The organism is Pseudomonas sp. NY15372, from assembly GCF_048068215.1.
Classification (GTDB): Bacteria; Pseudomonadota; Gammaproteobacteria; order Pseudomonadales; family Pseudomonadaceae; genus Aquipseudomonas; species Aquipseudomonas guariconensis_A.
The window spans coordinates 63606-80519 of sequence record NZ_JBLUPY010000008.1 but is presented as its reverse complement, the minus strand read 5'-3'; the positions used below and the strand labels follow the sequence as shown (position 1 = coordinate 80519).

The following is a 16914-nucleotide window of genomic DNA, read 5'->3' as shown; positions in this document are numbered from 1 at the left end:
GCTTGCCCAGGCATGTGGGTTTGCTCCAAACCCATCCCCATGCATACGATTCAGAACCCGACATAACGCCACTTGCGCCCGATAATACCGGGCTTCCAGGTCATTACCCAGCAGCGACCAAATGAACCTGAAGTGATACCATGCCCGCAATCGAATGCACGCGTAGCGGGTATTGTCCAATTGGATGGACACCTTCGATGACTGTTGAACGCAGGATGCCAAAGCCTCTGATCACCCCCATGCAAGGCCTCCAAGAGCAATAATTCAGTGGCTTTTCTACCTATGTCCCCACGCTTTAAAACTCCATCGCGTTGCCGCTACCGCGCCACCTTGCTGCGCTGGACGACCGCGTTGATATGCGTGGCCTCCCTACTTGCCAACCTGGTGCTGAGCCTGCGCGGGCAGCCGCTGCCTGCCAGCCTGTTGCTCCTGCAACTGCTCGCCTTGGCCGGCGTTCTTTGGCACTGGCGTCAATGGGGGCGCTCGATCACCCTTCAGCCAGCGGAATTGGCCGATCGCATGCTCAAGGTGCAGGAAAGCGAACGCCAACGCCTGAGCCGCGAGCTGCATGACGACATCGGCCAACTGCTCACGGCCGCCAAGCTCCAGGTCGACTGGCTACAGCGGCGCATGCCTGCCGACCTGCAGGCGCATTGCGAGACGTTGCGCAAGACCCTGGACAACACCTTGGGCAATGTGCGCGACGTCTCCGCCCTTCTCAACCCGCGCCAGCTGGCTAGCCTGGGCCTGGAAGCCAGCCTGCGCGCCCACTTGCTGCGTACACTGGAAAACAGCGAGGTACATTGGAGCCTTCAATGCCACCAACGCCTGGAAGGCATCTGCGAGGACGTTTCCATGGCGGCATTCCGTATCACCCAGGAAGCCGTCACCAACATGTTGCGCCACGCCAACGCATGCAACCTCACGATTAGCCTGCAGCGGACCCCCGCCGGCCTTGCCCTGTCAATCCAAGACGACGGTTGCGGTTTCGTCCCAGCCAGCGACCCCGCCGAGGCAGGCCAGCGTGGCATGGCGGGCATGCTGGAACGCGCCACTGCCTTGCAGGGCAGCCTGACCATCACCAGCCAGCCCGGCCAAGGCACTCGAATCGACGCCTTGTTCCCTTGGCCACCGCGCACCGAAGAACGAGCCAGGATCTCTACCTCCCATGACCTGTAGATTGCTGCTGGTGGACGACCACTCGCTGATCCGTGCCGGCGTGCGCGCCCTGGTGTCCGATATTCCCGGCTATGCGGTGGTCGGCGAGGCTGACGATGGCAGCCAATTGCTGGAAATGGTCCAGCGCCTGGTGCCGGACATCGTCCTGCTGGATATTTCGATGCGTTCGACCAGCGGCCTGGATGCGCTGAACCAGCTGCGGGCAAACGACCTTGCCTGCAAAGTGCTGATACTTTCCATGCACACCGACCCCGACCTGATCATGCGCGCCCTGGAGAGTGGCGCCCATGGCTACCTGCTCAAGGACACCACGGCCAACGAACTGGAACAGGCCCTGGCCGCCTTGCGCAGTGGCGAGCGCTACCTGAGCCCGGCCATCGCCCACACAGTGATCAACCAGGCGCTGCTACGCGCTCAGGACGGCAAGCAACCAGCCGTTGACCGCCATAACCTGACGGCGCGCCAGCTGGAAATCCTACGCCTGATCGTGCGCGGCAAGTCGACCCGAGAGATCGCCAGCGGCCTGGGCCTGTCGATCAAGACCGTCGAAACCCACCGCTCGCAAATCATGAAACGCCTGCAGATCTATGACGTCGCGGGCCTGGTACTGTTTGCCGTACGCGAGAAGATCATCAGCCTGGACGACTGAGTACTGGCGAGTCCGCCGGCAAGTGCAGGCGCAATGCACCAGGGCTTGCCTCGAAGCGCAAGCTGTCGGCCTGCAGCGGTTCACCATCGAGGTTGATGTCCAGTCCCTGGGAGCTTTTGATTTCGACCCAAGGCAGACGGGCCCGGACGAACAGCCCCTCGCCAGCCAGCAATTCACGCAATGCCCCGACCATCTCCTGGGGCGCGGGCAAGATGCCGATATCCAGCAAACCATCGTCGACCACTGCATCGGGGCACAATACATGCCCGCCACCGGCCTGACGGCCGTTGCCGATGCCCAGCGCCAATAAATCGCCTTGCCAATGGAAGCCCGGCCCTTGCAGCTCCACCGAGGCCGCTTGCAGCTCGCTGAAGCGTGACAAGCCCGTGAACAGGTAAGCCGCAGCGCCCAGAACCTTCTTCAGGTCTTCCGACGTATTGGCCGTCACCTGGCTGCCGAAACCGCCAGTGGCCATGTTGAGAAACAGCTGGTCGCCCACTTTGCCCAGGTCTACCGCCTGTGCCGGCTGCTCCAGCAGGTTCAATGCAGCCTCGGGCTCCAGCGGTACCCCTGCGGCCTTGGCAAAGTCGTTGGCCGTACCCAGGGGCAGCAGCGCCAGGCTGGCCGAGTGTCCGGCCTGGCCCATGGCCTCGGCGACATCGCGCAAGGTGCCATCCCCACCACCAGCAACCACGTGTGAATAATCGGCGGCCAAGGCTTCGCCGACTAACCGCTGGGCGTCGCCCGCCTCCCAGGTCAAGCGCACATCCAGCACCCAGCCGCGCTCACGCAGGGCGCCCACAGCACTGCGTACTTCTTCGTTCATGGCTTGCTTGCCATGCAGGATCAACATTGCCTTGCGCTCGCCCATCATCCCTACCCTCGCCTTATCGCCTCCAATCTCGACCACGGCTGACCCACAATGGTTGCATGGCCAGACGCCCCATAATCGACAAAAACTTGGCTACCCCGACCAACTACCTGGCGACATGGCCATTTTATTGACTATGCTCATGCCATATCCCTGGCTGTACAGCGTACCAGCCGTCGACGAGGTAGCGGGGCCATGCGAATACTCTGGACACTGCCCTACCTGCCCTGGCCCACCACCAGCGGCAGCAAGACCCGGCAATATCACCTGCTGCGCGAACTGTCGCGCCAGGGCCACCGGATCACCTTGCTGGCGCAGTCGAAGGTGCCGCTCGGCGATGCCGCCCGGGACATGCTGGAACCCTTGGTCGAGCGCTTGATCGTGCTGCCCCGACGCCCTCTGCACAGCCCGCTCAACCTGTTGGCCTCGCCGATCATCGACTACCCCATGCGGGCCATCATCCATGGCCTGGCGCCTTGCCTGCGACACCGCTTCGAACAGTTGCTGGACGAACCCTGGGATGTGATCCAGGTCGAGCACAGCTACAGCTTCCAGCCCTTCGAAAAAGCCCTGCAAGCCCGCCGCCTGCCCTTCATGCTCACCGAGCACAACCTAGAGTCGGTGATGGGCACCGCCTGTCATGACCGGCTGCCATTGTGGCTACGCCCCCTCAATGCCTTCGACCGCTGGCGCTACCGGCGCTGGGAGCAGCGCGTGTTGCGCCAGCCCAGCGAAGTGGTGGCCGTCAGTGCCCATGATGCCGAATGGATCGGACAGATCAGCGGCCGGTCGGTGAATGTGGTGGTCAATGGCGTCGATTGTGACTATTACCAGGACGTACGCCCGGCCTACCGCAGCCAACGGCTGCTGTTCGTAGGCAATTTCGAATACGGCGCCAACCTGGAAGCCATCGAATGGGCGCTGGAAGAGATCCTGCCGCAAGTGTGGATGAGCAACCCGGCCGTGCGCTTGGCCATCGCCGGGCACGCGCTGCCGGCCAGCTGGAAGCTGCATTGGAACGACCCGCGCATCGAATGGATCGGCTATCGCCCGGATCTGCGGGACCTGCAACGGCGCTCGGCACTGTTCTTCGCGCCGCTGCGCTATGCCGGCGGCTCCAAGGTGAAGATCCTTGAAGCCATGGCCGCCGGGTTGCCGGTGCTGACCACCAGTAAGGGGGCGTCGGGCCTGGCGATCAACAGCGGCGAGCACTACCTGGGCAGCGATGACAGCGGCCAGCTGGCACTGTTGATCACGCAATTGCTCAACCAACCCTGGCGCATGTGTCAACTGGGCGAGACAGGCCGCCAATTCGTCCGCCAGCGCCACGATTGGAGCGTCGCGGCGCAGCAATTGATGAATGTGCACATGCGCCTGAGCCAGTTGGGGCCGGTCGAGGCTTCGTCGCTGGACAACGCGCTGCTCGGCCGCTCAGTCAAGTAGCTCGCTGAAAGGAATGAACGACACGCTGTCACCCTGGCGCAACGTGGTGCCCTCACGCACCTCCACCAGCCCCTCGGCCCAGGCCGCGCTACGCAGCACGCCGGAGCTCTGGTTCTTGTAGATGCGCGCCTGGCCGTCTTCGATCCGCGCCCGCAGGTATTCGCGCCGGCCTCCCGGCTTGGGCCAGTCGAAGCCGGCCGGCACGTTGAAACGCAGCGCAGCGACCTGCGCCACGCCTTGGCGGCGCAGCAGGTAAGGCCGCGTCAGCAAGGCGAAGGTCACCAGGGTCGACGCCGGGTTGCCTGGCAAGCCGATCACCGGGACACCGCGAAAATGCCCAAAGGTCAACGGCTTGCCCGGCTTGATGGCCAGCTTCCACAACGCCAGCTCGCCCGCTTCGCGCAGGGCCATGCCCAGGTAGTCGGCCTCGCCAACCGAGACACCGCCGCTCGACAGAATCAGGTCGACGTCACCCAGACCGGCCAGGCATTCGCGAGTGCGCTGCAGGTCATCGGCGAGGATGCCCACGTCCACCACTTCGCAGCCCAGACGCTGCAACCAACTGGCCAGCAAACGCCGATTGCTGTTGTAGATTTGCCCAGGGCCCAACGGCTGGCCAGGCTCGACCAGCTCGTCACCCGTGGACAGCACGGCGACGCGCACCTTGCGCACCACCTCGAGCCGGGCATGGCCCAAGGTTGCCGCCAACCCCAGCTGGATAGGCCCAAGTCGCGTGCCAGCCGCCATCACCTGTTCGCCTACGCGAGCCTCCTGCCCTTGTGGGCGTACGTTCTGCCCTGATTTGAGCGGCTCGAGAAAACGCACCTGACCGGTTTGCAGCACCTCCGTGTTTTCCTGCATCTCGACGCAGTCGGCTCCCTCGGGCAGCGGCGCGCCGGTAAAGATCCGTGCACAAGTACCCGGCTGCAGCGGCGCAGGGGCATGGCCGGCGAAGATACGTTGGCTCACTGGCAAGGGCTCGCCCTGCCAATCCGCCAGGCGCAGGGCATAACCGTCCATGGCACTGTTCGGCCAGGGCGGCAGGTCGAGCTCGGCGACCACCTCTCGGGCTAGCACCCGCCCCTGGGCATCGGCCAGGGCCACGCTTTCCGAACCCTTGATCGGCGCGGCCTCGGCCAGCGCGAGCAAGCGCTCCAGGGCTTCTTCCACCGCCATCAGTGGGCGGGCTTTGCCGACCTCAACCACGGCTTTCACAGGCCGCTGCCTGCTTCAGGTGCGGTACGAAGTTACAGGGGCGATGGCGGGCATCGAGCTGCTCGGCCAGGATGCCGTCCCACCCAGTGCGCACCGCGTTGGTCGAGCCCGGCAGACAGCACACCAGGGTGCCGTTGGCCAGGCCCGCCAAGGCGCGGGACTGCACGGTGGAGGTGCCGATGTCGGCCACGGATATTTGCCGGAACAGCTCGCCGAAGCCCTCGACCTGCTTGTCGAGCAAGCAAGCGACCGCTTCCGGCGTGCTGTCACGGCCGGTGAAACCAGTACCGCCTGTGATCAGCACCACCTGCACCTGGTCATCGGCGATCCAGGTGGCGACCTGGGCGCGGATCTTGTACAGGTCGTCCTTGAGCAGCACGCGGGCCGCCAGGCGATGGCCCGCCGCGTTCAGGCGGTCGACAAACAATTGGCCGGACGTGTCGGTCTCGAAGGTGCGGGTATCGCTGACCGTGAGCACGGCGATATTCAGCGGCACGAAAGGGGTGTCTGCCTTGGCTTTCATGGGAGTCCGTCGCAGGAAAGGGAAGATGGCCGCTGTTATATCACAGGCCACCGCGACGCCGCCGTTGTTCTCGGTCAATGCCTGCGCAATGGCGCTATGCTGCACTGTGCAAGGAACTTTGCGTGGACGCCTGGCGTCCTACTAGACATCAAGCACGATCGTACTGGAGAAACACAATGATTCAACGGACCCTTCCCGCTTTCCTGCTCGCCCTCGGCCTTGGTGCCCTCGCTGGCTGCGCATCGCCGACCGTCATCACCCTCAATGATGGCCGCGAGGTCCAGGCAGTGGACACCCCTTCGTATGACGAAGACTCCGGTTTCTACGAATTCGAGCAGCTCGACGGCAAGCGCACCCGCATCAACAAAGACCAGATCCGCACCGTCAAAGAGCTGTGATTTGAACGGCCTTTTTCGGCAAACACTCTTTTTGCAACAAGGGGTTGCGTCGAAAAATGCGATGCAGTAGGATTTTGTTCATCGGAGTGTAGCGCAGCCAGGTAGCGCGTCTCGTTCGGGACGAGAAGGCCGCAGGTTCGAATCCTGTCTCTCCGACCAAATCCTATCCAAGAAGCCCGCCTCGAGCGGGCTTTTTGTTGCCTTCGGAAAAGCTGGGGCCTGCGGCCCAATCGCGGGACAAGCCCGCTCCCACACAGAGCCTGCAATGGCCGCAACCGCAGCAAAGCAGCATGCCCCTTTAGCAGCCCATCGCCGGCAAGCCGGCTCCCACAGGGGCAACGCTGCCCTCAAGGCTGACGCGTTACTTGTGGAAGCCGGCTTGCCGGCGATGGGCGCGCAGCGCCCCTTATCCTTAACTGACAGGCATTATCCTGAAGGGACGTTCTTCGCTACAGCGTTACTGCACCGTGACCGCTTCGGCAACCGCCTCTTCCGGCTGCACCGGAACGTACAGCAGTTGCAGACGCGCACTGCTCCATTCACGGGTCTTGTTGGTCAGCTCGAGGTTGTTGTTCAGCTTCTGGCCATAGGTCGGCACGATTTCCTTGAGCTTGGCCTGCCATTCAGGACTCTGGACGCGGTCCTTGAAGGTCTTTTCCAGTACCGTCAGCATGATCGGCGCCGCGGTGGAAGCACCTGGCGAAGCCCCCAGCAGCGCGGCGATGGTGCCGTCCTGAGAAGCCACCACCTCGGTGCCGAACTGCAGGATGCCGCCGTGCTCAGGGTCCTTCTTGATCACCTGAACACGCTGGCCGGCCTGCAGCAGCTTCCAGTCCTCGTTCTTGGCGTTGGGGAAGTATTCGCGCAGGGCGTTCATGCGGTCATCGAAGCTGAGCATCAGCTGGCCCATCAGGTAGGTGCTCAGGTCGATATTGTCGATACCGGCATTCATCATCGGCATGATGTTGTGCGTGGTCAGCGACGCGAACATGTCCAGCAGCGAGCCATTCTTCAGGTATTTGGTGGAGAAGGTCGCGAACGGGCCGAACAGCAGCACTTCCTTGCCGTCGATCATGCGGGTATCCAGGTGCGGTACCGACATCGGCGGCGCACCGACCGAGGCCTTGCCGTACAGCTTGGCCTTGTGGCGAGCGACGATGTCCGGGTTGTCGGTCATCAGGAACTGGCCACCGACCGGGAAGCCCGCATAGCCTTCGGCTTCCGGAATACCGGACTTCTGCAGCAGCTTGAGGGCACCACCACCGGCACCGATGAACACGAACTTGGCGTTGACGCTGGTCTCCTTGCCACCGTTGGCCAGATCCGCCACCACCACGTTCCAACTGCCGTCGTCGTTGCGCACGATATCGCGCACTTCATGGCGCAGGTGCACCTGGACGTTGGGGTTGCGGGTCATCGAAGCGAACAGCTGGCGGGTGATCTCGCCGAAGTTCACGTCGGTGCCGATGGCCATGCGGGTGGCGGCGACCTTCTGCTCAGGCGAACGGCCTTCCATCACGATCGGTACCCACTTGCGGATCTGCTCGTGGTCTTCGGAGATCTCCATGCCGCGGAACAGCGAGCTGTGCTGCAGGGCCTCGACGCGCTTGTGCAGGAAGGCGACGTTCTCATCCCCCCAGACGAAACTCATGTGCGGCACGTTGTTGATGAAGGACTTCGGGTTGCTCAGCACGCCCTGCTCGACCTGATAGGCCCAGAATTGCTTGGAGACCTCGAACTGCTCGTTGACGTTGACCGCCTTGCTGATGTCGATCTTGCCGTCCTTGCCTTCGCTGGTGTAGTTCAGCTCGCAGAAGGCCGAGTGGCCGGTACCGGCGTTGTTCCAACCGTTGGAGCTTTCCTCGGCGACTTGGTCCATGCGCTCGTAGACGTCGACTTTCCAGTTCGGCTCGAGCTCGGTGAGGTAGGTACCCAGGCTCGCACTCATGATGCCGCCGCCGATCAGCAGGACGTCGACGGACTTTTCCGGCTCACCGGGCTTGGAGCAGCCGATGACGCTCAGGCACAGGAGCGTCAGCAGGATTTTTTTCATAGTTCAATCCAATTGAAGTGAAGTGGCTGGCGTTGCCCTGCCCCCGCGATGCACGCCCGGTTGTTGTTCTGGCTCGCGCGGCCTTCGCGTCAGCGACGCGTCATCCTGCGGCAACTGGCCTGCAGGACCGATGAAGGTCGACGCCTGGGGTTTCGATGGGTCGGGGCAGGATTGCCATGGGCCTTGGCCCGGCTCGCCCTAAAGCAGGAGTTGTGCCAGTTCCACCAAGACCAACGGCTAATAGCTAGGACGTGTGGTCGCACCCCATCTTTAGCGGTTTCGCTGGCGGCAATCCGCCACATTACGTTGCCCTTTCGGCCTGCAAATGGCGGTTTTCCCCCGCCCGGTGCGCCTTCGCCTTCTGTAGGCGCGGGTAGGCGAAACGGCCTTCTCAGGCACTGAGCCGGGACGTGACCTGGAACTGGAAGCACACCAGAGCGATCAGCAACATCACCGCCAGGCTACCGCCGAGTAGGGTGAGGATTTGCACTCTGAGGGACGGCGAAATAGTCTCCAGCCATTGCTACAAAAAATGTTACAGCCGCGCAAAGCGTCTAGCCCAGGCCGAACTGCAGGGCAGCCAAGCGCGCATACAACGGGCTTTGCTCGATCAGTTGGCGGTGGCTGCCCACCGCCACCACACGCCCATGGTCGATCACCGCGATGCGCTCGGCGTGCTGAACCGTGGCCAGGCGGTGGGCGATGACCAAGGTGGTGCGCCCGGCCATCAGGGGCGGCAATGCCTGCTGGATCAGGTGTTCACTCTGGGCGTCGAGGGCACTGGTGGCTTCATCGAGCAACAGGATCGGCGCATCCAGCAGCAGCGCACGGGCGATCGCCAAGCGCTGGCGCTGGCCGCCGGAGAGCCCTAGGCCACCCTCCCCCAGGAGGGTCTGATAACCCTGGGGCAGCTGCTCGATGAATTCATGGGCATGGGCGCTGCGTGCTGCCGCTTCGACCTCGGCCAGGCTGGCTTCGGGCCGTCCGTAGCGGATATTGGCTTCGACGGTACCGCGAAACAGCGCCGGGTTCTGGGCCACCAGGGCAAACTGGCGACGCAGGTCGTCTGGATCCAGTTCGGTGATCGCCTGCCCATCGAGCAGAATCTGCCCACCCTGCGGGTCGTAGAAGCGCAGCAACAGATCGAACAATGTGGATTTACCTGCCCCTGAAGGCCCAACCAGCGCCACGGTCTGCCCCGGCTCGACGACCAGGTCCAGGCCATCGATGGCTGCCACGCCCGGGCGAGACGGATAAGCGAAATGCAGATCGCGCAACTCTATGCGGCCGCTGGACCGCCCCGCTGCCAAGGCGGTCGCATGCGCCGGTGGCAGGATCGCGCTGCGGGCCGCCAGCAGTTCGGCAATGCGCTCGGCTGCTCCGGCGGCGCGCTGCAGCTCACCGATCACCTCGCTGAGAGTACCGAAGGCACTGCCGACAATCAGGCTATAGAACACGAAAGCAGCCAGCTCTCCCCCGGAGATACGCCCAGCGATGACGTCCATGCCGCCGACCCACAGCATCACCCCGACCGCGCCAAGCACCAGTACGATTACCAGCGTGATCAGCCAGGCGCGTTGGGCAATCCGCCGCCGGGCCACGGCGAAGGCCGCCTCTACCGTATCGGCGAAACGCTCACGATCCAACGCCTGGTTGTAGGCTTGCACGGTCTTGATTTGCCCCAGGGTCTCGGCCACATAGCTGCCCACGTCGGCCACCCGGTCCTGGCTCTGGCGCGACAGGCTGCGCACCCGCCGACCGAACAACAGGATCGGCGTCAACACCAGCGGCAGCGCCAATACCACGATGCTGGTCAGCTTGGGATTGGTGACGAACAGCAACGCAACGCCACCGATCACCATCAGGGCATTACGCAGGAACATCGACAGCGACGAGCCGATCACCGATTGCAGCAAGGTGGTATCGGCGGTCAGCCGCGACTGGATTTCCAAGCTGCGGTTGTCTTCGAAGAAGCCCGGATGCAAGCCGATCAGGTGGTCGAACACGGCCCTGCGGATATCCGCCACACAACGCTCGCCGATCCACGAGACCAGGTAGAACCGGCTGAACGTGCCGATCGCCAGCGCCAACACCAGCAGCAGGAACAGGCCAATGGTCTGGTTCAGCTGGTGGGGAGAGCGGGTCATGAAACCTTGATCGACCAGCAGGCGGATACCCTGCCCCATCGACAAGGTGATGCCGGCGGTGACCACCAGCGCCAATAAGGCCAACACCACCTGCTTGCGGTACGGGTGAATGAACTGCCAGGCCAGGCGCAAGGCGCGGCGTTGGAGGGAAGAAACCGGTTCGAGCATGAAAGGACCATCCGCGTGCCAGAAGACTGCACACTACCACTCATCCGCTCGAACGGAACTGCCAGCGCTCGCTGGGCATCGTGTACAGAACGAAGCGCAGCGATGGAAAGCATAGGCCGACCCCTATGCGCTTTCGATCTAACAGCCCTCTGGAGCTTTACCCCACTTTCTGGTGGACTATCCCTGTCGCGACGCCAGGGAGCTGTCACAGGCCAGTCACGGCACCGGGGTTATCCTGAGCTTGAACCTGATGAGGAGACAGGACATGAGCTTGCAACACAGCAGCGAAGCACCGAAGACCACCCACCAGCCGCAACCGAAGGTGTGCGGTTCGATCATCGACGCCCAGGGGCGCGAGGTACCGATCACCGAGCAGATGATCCAGCAGGCCTGCAAGGAGCTGGAGGAAAGCCGAGTGAAACAGGTGCCCAAGGCGTAAGCCAGGAATGACTTCGACCCGGCCCTTGCGCCGGGTTTTTATTGACCTTTTCGCCGGCAAGCCGCCCCCACAAGGCCGAGCGTCGCATCGATCCGGTGGGAGCCGGCTTGCCGGCGATAGCATCAGCCAAGGAATGTCAGGCGAGCACAGCGCCCAGCGCATTGACCATCTGCGCCAACTGCGGCGCCTCGCCTCTCAGGCGCACTGCCAGCCCCTCGATCTCGCGTCGCTGCGGGTAGTGCTTGCGCAGCAGGTCGAACGCGGCGCGCTGTTCGGCTGGGTCTTCGCTGAGACTACGACGGAAATCGGCATCGTCACGACGCGGGTCGTACACCGCGCGGCACAGGGTCGCCAAGGCCCAGGCGGGCTCGGCGCTGGCGTCCAGCTCAACCTGCGCCAGCATTGGTGCCGGCAGCAAATCGGCCAGCTGCACCTGCTCGGGCTCGCCCCGCCAGCGGCAGAACGCCTGGTAGATCTGTGCCGTGCCGCGCTGCTTGCCATCGAGGCTGTAGCCTGCGATATGCGGCGTGGCCAAGGTGCACAGGTCGGCAAGGTCCAGGTCCACCTGAGGCTCGCCCTCCCATACGTCCAGCACCGCATGCACGTCTTCGCGATCGAGCAGCAGCTCGCGCAGCGCATGGTTGTCCACCACCGGGCCACGGCTGGCATTGATCAGCCAGGCGCCTGCCCGTAGGCGTGCCAACTGCTGCGCACCCAACAGGTGCCAGGTCGGGTGTTCGCCGCCGCGCTGCAACGGGGTGTGCAGGCTGATCACGTCACAGGCCTCGAGCAGGGTATCGAGGCTGACGAAATCCCCGCCCTCCTGCGCCTGGCGGGGCGGGTCGCATACCAGCACCTTCCAGCCCAGACCATGCAGTACACGCACCAGGCGCTCGCCCACCTGCCCGGCGCCAACCACACCATACACCCGCTCGCCCAGCGTGGCGCCATCGAGTTCGGCCAGGGTCAGCAGGCTGCCCAGTACATAGTCCACCACGCCACGGGCGTTGCAGCCTGGCGCGCTGCTCCAGTGGATGCCAGCCTGGGCGAAGTAGTCGAGGTCGAGGTGGTCGGTGCCGATGGTGCAGGTACCGACGAAACGTACCTGGCTGCCTTCAAGCAGATGCCGGTCGACTCGGGTCACCGAACGCACCAACAGCACGTCGGCGTCCTTGACGCAGGCCGCGTCGATGCTGCGCCCGGGATAGCGGCGGATCTCGCCGAACCCGGCGAAGAAGGCATCGAGCAGCGGGATATTCTCGTCGGCAACTATCAGCATGGCGCTCTCCTGTCAGGGGAGCGCAGTGTAGGCCCTCTGCGGGGCGCGATCCAGCGGGCTCAGTCGGCCTTCTTGCGGATCCAGTACAGGTAGGTGCCGCCCTGCTCCTGCTGCTCCAGCAGTTCATGACCGAGGAAGTTGCAGAACTTGGGGATGTCGCGACGGGTCGAGGGGTCGGTGGCGATGACCTTGAGCAGGCCTCCGGCGGCCAGGTCACGTACATGCTGGTGCAGCATCATCACCGGCTCCGGGCAATTCAGGCCGGTGGCATCGAGGACGGCGTCAGGGGTGAAATCGGTCATGGGGGACTCCAAATGATGGGCCATTGTCGCGCATCGGGCGCCAGGCTCCAAGGGGGGATCGGCTACCCCACAGGCTGGCTCCTGCCCTGGAGCGGGCCTGGCCCGCTATCGAGGGCCAAGCGCTTGCCAGGCGGCCGCGATGACAGCGTTCAACGCGGCTTGAGGTCCAGGCGTCGCAGGTGGCAGGTGACTTCCTCGCGATCGTGGTACAGCTGCTTGCAGGCGATCGTCACCTTGATCTTGCGGGCCTTGAAGCTCGCCTCGATCCGGTCGAGCAGCCGACGCACCTCGGCATAGCGCTGCTTCATCGGCAACTTGAGGTTGACCACGGCCTCACGGCACAGCCCCTCGCCCAGCCAGGTCTCGATCAGCGCCGCAGTGCGCGCAGGCTTCTCGACGATATCGCAGACCATCCAGTCCACCGTCTGCCGCGGTTGCCAGGTGAAGCCATCGGCCATCAAGTGCTGGACCAGGCCGGTGTCCATCAGGCTTTCGGCCATGGGGCCGTTGTCGATGGCGGTCACCAGCATCCCGCGCTTGACCAACTGGTAGGTCCAGCCACCAGGCGAAGCCCCCAGGTCGACGCCGGTCATGTCATCGTTCAGGCGTTGGTCCCACTGGTCGCGCGGGATGAACTGGTGCCAGGCCTCTTCCAGCTTGAGGGTCGAGCGGCTCGGCGCCTCGCGTGGAAACTTCAAGCGCGGGATGCCCATGGGCCAAAGCGCCGAATTGTCAGCCTCGGCCAGGCCGACGAAGACCCGCCGACCACTGATGAACGTCAGCAGCAGGCGCGGCCCGCCCGTCTTCTCCACCAGGCGCCCGGCCTTTTCCAGCGCTTTGCGCAGCGGCACCTCGAACTTGCGGCAGAACGTCGACAGCTCCTTGCCTTCGTTGCTGTCGAGCACCTCGAGCCACAGGCTGCCGCACACTGGGTAACCCGCCAGTTGCTCGAGCAGAACGCTGATGCGGTCGCTCTCCGGCAAGTCGACGTACAGGCCCCGGGCCCATTGGCGCGGGAAGATCAGCCGATCGAAGCGCAGCTCACGCATCAGCCGCTCGCCGCCGTCTGGCTCGGCACAGACGAATTCGGCGCAGGCGCTCTGCGGCTTGCCCTTGGCGTAGCCGGCAACCCCCAGGCGGGCGGCGTATTCGCTGATTTCGGCGCAGACCTCACCCTCGAAACCGGGCCGGCAATGCATGAACAGGGTATTCATCTCTCGCTCCACTTCGCTGGCATCGATCGCCAGCCTTGATCCGGCGCAAGGCGGGCGCCGGCAGGGCGGCGATGATAAAGGAAGATCGGAACCTGCGACACGTCCCACCGGTCCAGAATTGAGTCAGGGTCGGCAAACCGGTCTACCCTGAGCATTCAGCCAGGTCCGTGCCGTGCGGACCGTCACAGAGCGGTGACACCGGCCTGGAGTTGCCGTGCACCGGCGCAGAAGGAGTTGGCAATGCCCTCGCTCGATAGCCTGAACAGCCTCAAGACACTCAAGGTCGCAGATAAGACCTACCACTATTTCAGCCTCGCCGAGGCCGCCCGGCAGTTGGGCGACCTGCACCGCCTGCCCATGTCGCTCAAGGTGCTGCTGGAGAACCTGCTGCGCTGGGAAGACGGCAAGACCGTCAGCAGCGACGACCTGCAGGCCCTGGCCGACTGGCTCGGTGAACGCCACTCGGACCGCGAGATCCAATACCGCCCGGCGCGGGTGTTGATGCAGGACTTCACCGGGGTACCGGCCGTGGTCGACCTGGCCGCCATGCGCGCGGCCATGGCCAAGGCCGGCGGCGACCCACAGCGGATCAACCCGCTCTCGCCGGTGGACCTGGTGATCGACCACTCGGTGATGGTCGACCGCTACGCCAGCCCCGCCGCCTTCGCCCAGAACGTCGACATCGAGATGCAGCGCAATGGCGAGCGCTACGCCTTCCTGCGCTGGGGCCAAAACGCGTTCGACAACTTCCGCGTGGTGCCACCAGGCACCGGCATCTGTCACCAGGTCAACCTGGAATACCTGGGCCGCACGGTCTGGACTCGCGAAGTGGACGGCCGCACCTATGCCTTCCCTGACACCCTGGTCGGGACCGACTCGCACACCACCATGATCAACGGCCTGGGCGTGCTCGGCTGGGGCGTGGGCGGTATCGAGGCGGAAGCGGCGATGCTCGGCCAGCCCGTGTCGATGCTGATTCCCGAAGTCATCGGCTTCAAGCTGACCGGCAAGTTGCGCGAAGGCATCACCGCCACCGACCTGGTGCTGACCGTGACCCAGATGCTGCGCAAGAAGGGCGTGGTAGGCAAGTTCGTGGAGTTCTACGGCGACGGCCTGGCCGACCTGCCACTGGCCGACCGCGCCACCATCGCCAACATGGCGCCCGAATACGGCGCCACCTGCGGCTTCTTCCCGGTGGACCAAGTGACCCTCGACTACCTGCGCCTGTCCGGGCGGCCGGAGGCCACCGTGCAACTGGTGGAGGCCTATTGCAAGGAACAGGGGCTGTGGCGCCTGCCGGGCCATGAACCGGCATTCAGCGACACGTTGTCGCTGGACATGCACGACGTCGAAGCGAGCCTGGCCGGGCCCAAGCGGCCCCAGGACCGGGTCGCGCTGACTCAGGTCAGCCAGGCCTTCGACCACTTCATCGAGCTGCAGCCCAAGCCCCTGGCCAAGGAAGTCGGTCGCCTGGAAAGCGAAGGCGGTGGCGGCGTGGCGGTCGGCAATGCCGACCAGGCCGGCGAGATCGACTACACCCATGATGGCCAGACGCACACCCTGCGCGACGGCGCCGTGGTGATCGCGGCGATCACTTCTTGCACCAACACCTCCAACCCGAGCGTAATGATGGCCGCAGGCTTGGTGGCCAAGAAGGCCGTCGAGAAGGGCCTTGCCCGCAAACCCTGGGTGAAAAGCTCCCTGGCGCCCGGCTCCAAGGTGGTCACCGACTACTTCAAGGCCGCCGGCCTTACGCCCTATCTCGACCAGCTCGGCTTCGACCTGGTCGGTTATGGCTGCACCACCTGCATCGGCAACTCCGGCCCACTGGACGAGGCCATCGAGCACGCCATTGGCTCGGCGGACCTGACCGTGGCCTCGGTGCTCTCGGGCAACCGCAACTTCGAAGGCCGCGTCCACCCGCTGGTGAAGACCAACTGGCTGGCCTCGCCTCCCCTGGTGGTCGCCTATGCCCTGGCCGGCAGCGTACGCACCGACCTGACCCGAGACCCGCTGGGCATCGGCAAGGACGGCCAGCCGGTCTACCTGCGCGACATCTGGCCCAGCCAACAGGAGATCGCCGATGCCGTAGCCAAGGTCGACACGGCCATGTTCCACAAGGAATACGCCGAAGTCTTCGCCGGCGACGCGCAGTGGCAGGCCATCGAAGTGCCTCAGGCCGCCACCTATGTCTGGCAGGCCGACTCCACCTATATCCAACACCCACCGTTCTTCGACGACATCGGTGGCCCGCTGCCGCAGATCCGCGATATCCAGGGTGCACGCATCCTCGCCCTGCTCGGTGATTCGGTGACCACCGACCACATTTCCCCGGCCGGCAACATCAAGGCCGAGAGCCCGGCCGGGCGCTACCTGCGCAGCAAGGGCGTAGAGCCCCGGGACTTCAACTCCTATGGTTCACGGCGCGGCAACCATGAGGTCATGATGCGCGGCACCTTCGCCAACATTCGCATCCGCAACGAGATGCTGCGTGGCGAGGAAGGCGGCAACACCGTGCACGTGCCCAGCGGCGAGAAGCTGTCGATCTATGACGCGGCCATGCGTTATCAGGATGAAGGCACGCCACTGGTGGTGATCGCCGGCCAAGAGTATGGCACCGGCTCCAGCCGCGACTGGGCCGCCAAGGGCACCAACTTGCTGGGGGTCAAGGCGGTGCTGGCCGAAAGTTTCGAGCGCATCCACCGCTCCAACCTGGTGGGCATGGGCGTGCTGCCGTTGCAGTTCAGGGCTGGCGAAGACCGCAAGGTCCTGGGCCTGACCGGCACCGAGCGCATCGACGTATTGGGCCTGACCGGCACGCAGATCCGCCCTGGCATGACCCTGCCGCTGCGCATCACCCGCGAGGATGGCCAGCAGCAACAGCTCGAAGTGCTGTGCCGGATCGATACGCTCAATGAAGTGGAGTACTTCAAGGCCGGCGGCATTCTCCACTACGTGTTGCGGCAATTGATCGCAGCCTAAGCCCACGACCAGGGCCGCTTCGCGGCCCTTTCTTTAGGTCCTTGTGGGAGCG

General features: G+C 64.2%; 14 protein-coding genes and 1 tRNA gene. 7 read left to right on the top strand and 8 right to left on the bottom strand.

Annotated elements, in window-relative coordinates; genetic code table 11:
• Positions 1-282 precede the first annotated feature (282 nt).
• Positions 283-1179, top strand: a complete 897-nt coding sequence (locus ACNFG0_RS08795; RefSeq protein WP_196154682.1) for a sensor histidine kinase — start codon at positions 283-285, stop codon at positions 1177-1179.
• Positions 1169-1828 carry a response regulator gene (locus ACNFG0_RS08790; protein WP_196145482.1) on the top strand — a complete coding sequence of 220 codons (660 nt, stop codon included), beginning with the start codon at positions 1169-1171 and terminating at the stop codon, positions 1826-1828. The genes ACNFG0_RS08795 and ACNFG0_RS08790 overlap by 11 nt, the downstream gene beginning before the upstream one ends.
• On the opposite strand, the gene yegS is transcribed toward ACNFG0_RS08790, so the two are convergent.
• Entirely contained in the window at positions 1812-2699 is an 888-nt protein-coding gene (yegS, locus tag ACNFG0_RS08785) for a lipid kinase YegS (protein WP_416764474.1), read from the bottom strand. The genes ACNFG0_RS08790 and yegS overlap by 17 nt on opposite strands.
• A 195-nt stretch (positions 2700-2894) precedes the next feature.
• Between yegS and ACNFG0_RS08780 the strand changes: the two genes are divergently transcribed.
• Positions 2895-4142 carry a glycosyltransferase family 4 protein gene (locus ACNFG0_RS08780; protein ID WP_196145480.1) on the top strand — a complete coding sequence of 416 codons (1248 nt, stop codon included), beginning with the start codon at positions 2895-2897 and terminating at the stop codon, positions 4140-4142.
• Here the strand turns inward: ACNFG0_RS08780 and glp are convergent.
• The gene (glp, locus tag ACNFG0_RS08775) at positions 4131-5318 is read right to left on the bottom strand and encodes a gephyrin-like molybdotransferase Glp (RefSeq protein ID WP_416764546.1); all 1188 of its coding nucleotides are present in this window, start codon (positions 5316-5318) and stop codon (positions 4131-4133) included. The genes ACNFG0_RS08780 and glp overlap by 12 nt on opposite strands.
• 22 nt (positions 5319-5340) lie before the next feature.
• The gene (moaB, locus tag ACNFG0_RS08770) at positions 5341-5880 is read right to left on the bottom strand and encodes a molybdenum cofactor biosynthesis protein B (RefSeq protein ID WP_196145479.1); all 540 of its coding nucleotides are present in this window, start codon (positions 5878-5880) and stop codon (positions 5341-5343) included.
• Between the two features lie 176 nt (positions 5881-6056).
• On the opposite strand from moaB, the gene ACNFG0_RS08765 reads away from it, so the two are divergent.
• A complete protein-coding gene (locus ACNFG0_RS08765) occupies positions 6057-6278 on the top strand; it encodes a YgdI/YgdR family lipoprotein (RefSeq protein ID WP_196145478.1) in 222 nt (73 codons plus the stop codon).
• A gap of 82 nt (positions 6279-6360) precedes the next feature.
• Positions 6361-6437: transfer RNA gene (locus ACNFG0_RS08760), tRNA-Pro, on the top strand.
• 298 nt (positions 6438-6735) lie between these two features.
• Here ACNFG0_RS08760 and mqo read toward each other — a convergent pair.
• Together mqo and ACNFG0_RS08750 are read right to left on the bottom strand one after the other, a co-directional pair.
• Positions 6736-8331, bottom strand: a complete 1596-nt coding sequence (mqo, locus tag ACNFG0_RS08755; protein WP_196145477.1) for a malate dehydrogenase (quinone) — start codon at positions 8329-8331, stop codon at positions 6736-6738.
• A 554-nt stretch (positions 8332-8885) separates the two neighbouring features.
• On the bottom strand, positions 8886-10646 hold the full coding sequence (locus tag ACNFG0_RS08750; protein WP_416764473.1) for an ABC transporter transmembrane domain-containing protein: 1761 nt from the start codon (positions 10644-10646) through the stop codon (positions 8886-8888).
• 265 nt (positions 10647-10911) lie between these two features.
• On the opposite strand from ACNFG0_RS08750, the gene ACNFG0_RS08745 reads away from it, so the two are divergent.
• Positions 10912-11085: a PA1571 family protein gene (locus tag ACNFG0_RS08745; RefSeq protein ID WP_196145475.1), complete on the top strand. Its 174-nt coding sequence runs from the start codon at positions 10912-10914 to the stop codon at positions 11083-11085.
• Between the two features lie 136 nt (positions 11086-11221).
• On the opposite strand, the gene pdxB is transcribed toward ACNFG0_RS08745, so the two are convergent.
• The 3 genes from pdxB to rlmM all read right to left on the bottom strand — a co-directional run bounded on the left by pdxB (position 11222) and on the right by rlmM (position 13880).
• Complete coding sequence (gene pdxB / locus ACNFG0_RS08740; RefSeq protein WP_416764472.1) at positions 11222-12364, bottom strand: 4-phosphoerythronate dehydrogenase PdxB; 1143 nt, start codon at positions 12362-12364, stop codon at positions 11222-11224.
• Between the two features lie 59 nt (positions 12365-12423).
• On the bottom strand, positions 12424-12666 hold the full coding sequence (tusA, locus tag ACNFG0_RS08735) for a sulfurtransferase TusA (protein WP_196145473.1): 243 nt from the start codon (positions 12664-12666) through the stop codon (positions 12424-12426).
• 149 nt (positions 12667-12815) lie between these two features.
• Positions 12816-13880, bottom strand: coding sequence for a 23S rRNA (cytidine(2498)-2'-O)-methyltransferase RlmM (gene rlmM / locus ACNFG0_RS08730; protein ID WP_196145472.1), 1065 nt, complete (start codon positions 13878-13880; stop codon positions 12816-12818).
• A gap of 240 nt (positions 13881-14120) precedes the next feature.
• On the opposite strand from rlmM, the gene acnA reads away from it, so the two are divergent.
• Positions 14121-16862, top strand: coding sequence for an aconitate hydratase AcnA (gene acnA, locus ACNFG0_RS08725; protein ID WP_196166010.1), 2742 nt, complete (start codon positions 14121-14123; stop codon positions 16860-16862).
• Positions 16863-16914 lie beyond the last annotated feature (52 nt).

What these genes read in the sequence shown, in the direction of transcription:
- ACNFG0_RS08780 (WP_196145480.1), top strand. Translation starts at nt 2,895, where the DNA reads ATGCGAATACTCTGGACACTGCCCTACCTGCCCTGGCCCACCACCAGC.
- ACNFG0_RS08795 (WP_196154682.1), top strand. Translation starts at nt 283, where the DNA reads ATGTCCCCACGCTTTAAAACTCCATCGCGTTGCCGCTACCGCGCCACC.
- mqo (WP_196145477.1), bottom strand. Translation starts at nt 8,331, where the DNA reads ATGAAAAAAATCCTGCTGACGCTCCTGTGCCTGAGCGTCATCGGCTGC.
- ACNFG0_RS08745 (WP_196145475.1), top strand. Translation starts at nt 10,912, where the DNA reads ATGAGCTTGCAACACAGCAGCGAAGCACCGAAGACCACCCACCAGCCG.
- glp (WP_416764546.1), bottom strand. Translation starts at nt 5,318, where the DNA reads ATGGCGGTGGAAGAAGCCCTGGAGCGCTTGCTCGCGCTGGCCGAGGCC.
- tusA (WP_196145473.1), bottom strand. Translation starts at nt 12,666, where the DNA reads ATGACCGATTTCACCCCTGACGCCGTCCTCGATGCCACCGGCCTGAAT.
- yegS (WP_416764474.1), bottom strand. Translation starts at nt 2,699, where the DNA reads ATGGGCGAGCGCAAGGCAATGTTGATCCTGCATGGCAAGCAAGCCATG.
- ACNFG0_RS08765 (WP_196145478.1), top strand. Translation starts at nt 6,057, where the DNA reads ATGATTCAACGGACCCTTCCCGCTTTCCTGCTCGCCCTCGGCCTTGGT.
- ACNFG0_RS08790 (WP_196145482.1), top strand. Translation starts at nt 1,169, where the DNA reads ATGACCTGTAGATTGCTGCTGGTGGACGACCACTCGCTGATCCGTGCC.
- rlmM (WP_196145472.1), bottom strand. Translation starts at nt 13,880, where the DNA reads ATGAATACCCTGTTCATGCATTGCCGGCCCGGTTTCGAGGGTGAGGTC.
- acnA (WP_196166010.1), top strand. Translation starts at nt 14,121, where the DNA reads ATGCCCTCGCTCGATAGCCTGAACAGCCTCAAGACACTCAAGGTCGCA.
- ACNFG0_RS08750 (WP_416764473.1), bottom strand. Translation starts at nt 10,646, where the DNA reads ATGCTCGAACCGGTTTCTTCCCTCCAACGCCGCGCCTTGCGCCTGGCC.
- pdxB (WP_416764472.1), bottom strand. Translation starts at nt 12,364, where the DNA reads ATGCTGATAGTTGCCGACGAGAATATCCCGCTGCTCGATGCCTTCTTC.
- moaB (WP_196145479.1), bottom strand. Translation starts at nt 5,880, where the DNA reads ATGAAAGCCAAGGCAGACACCCCTTTCGTGCCGCTGAATATCGCCGTG.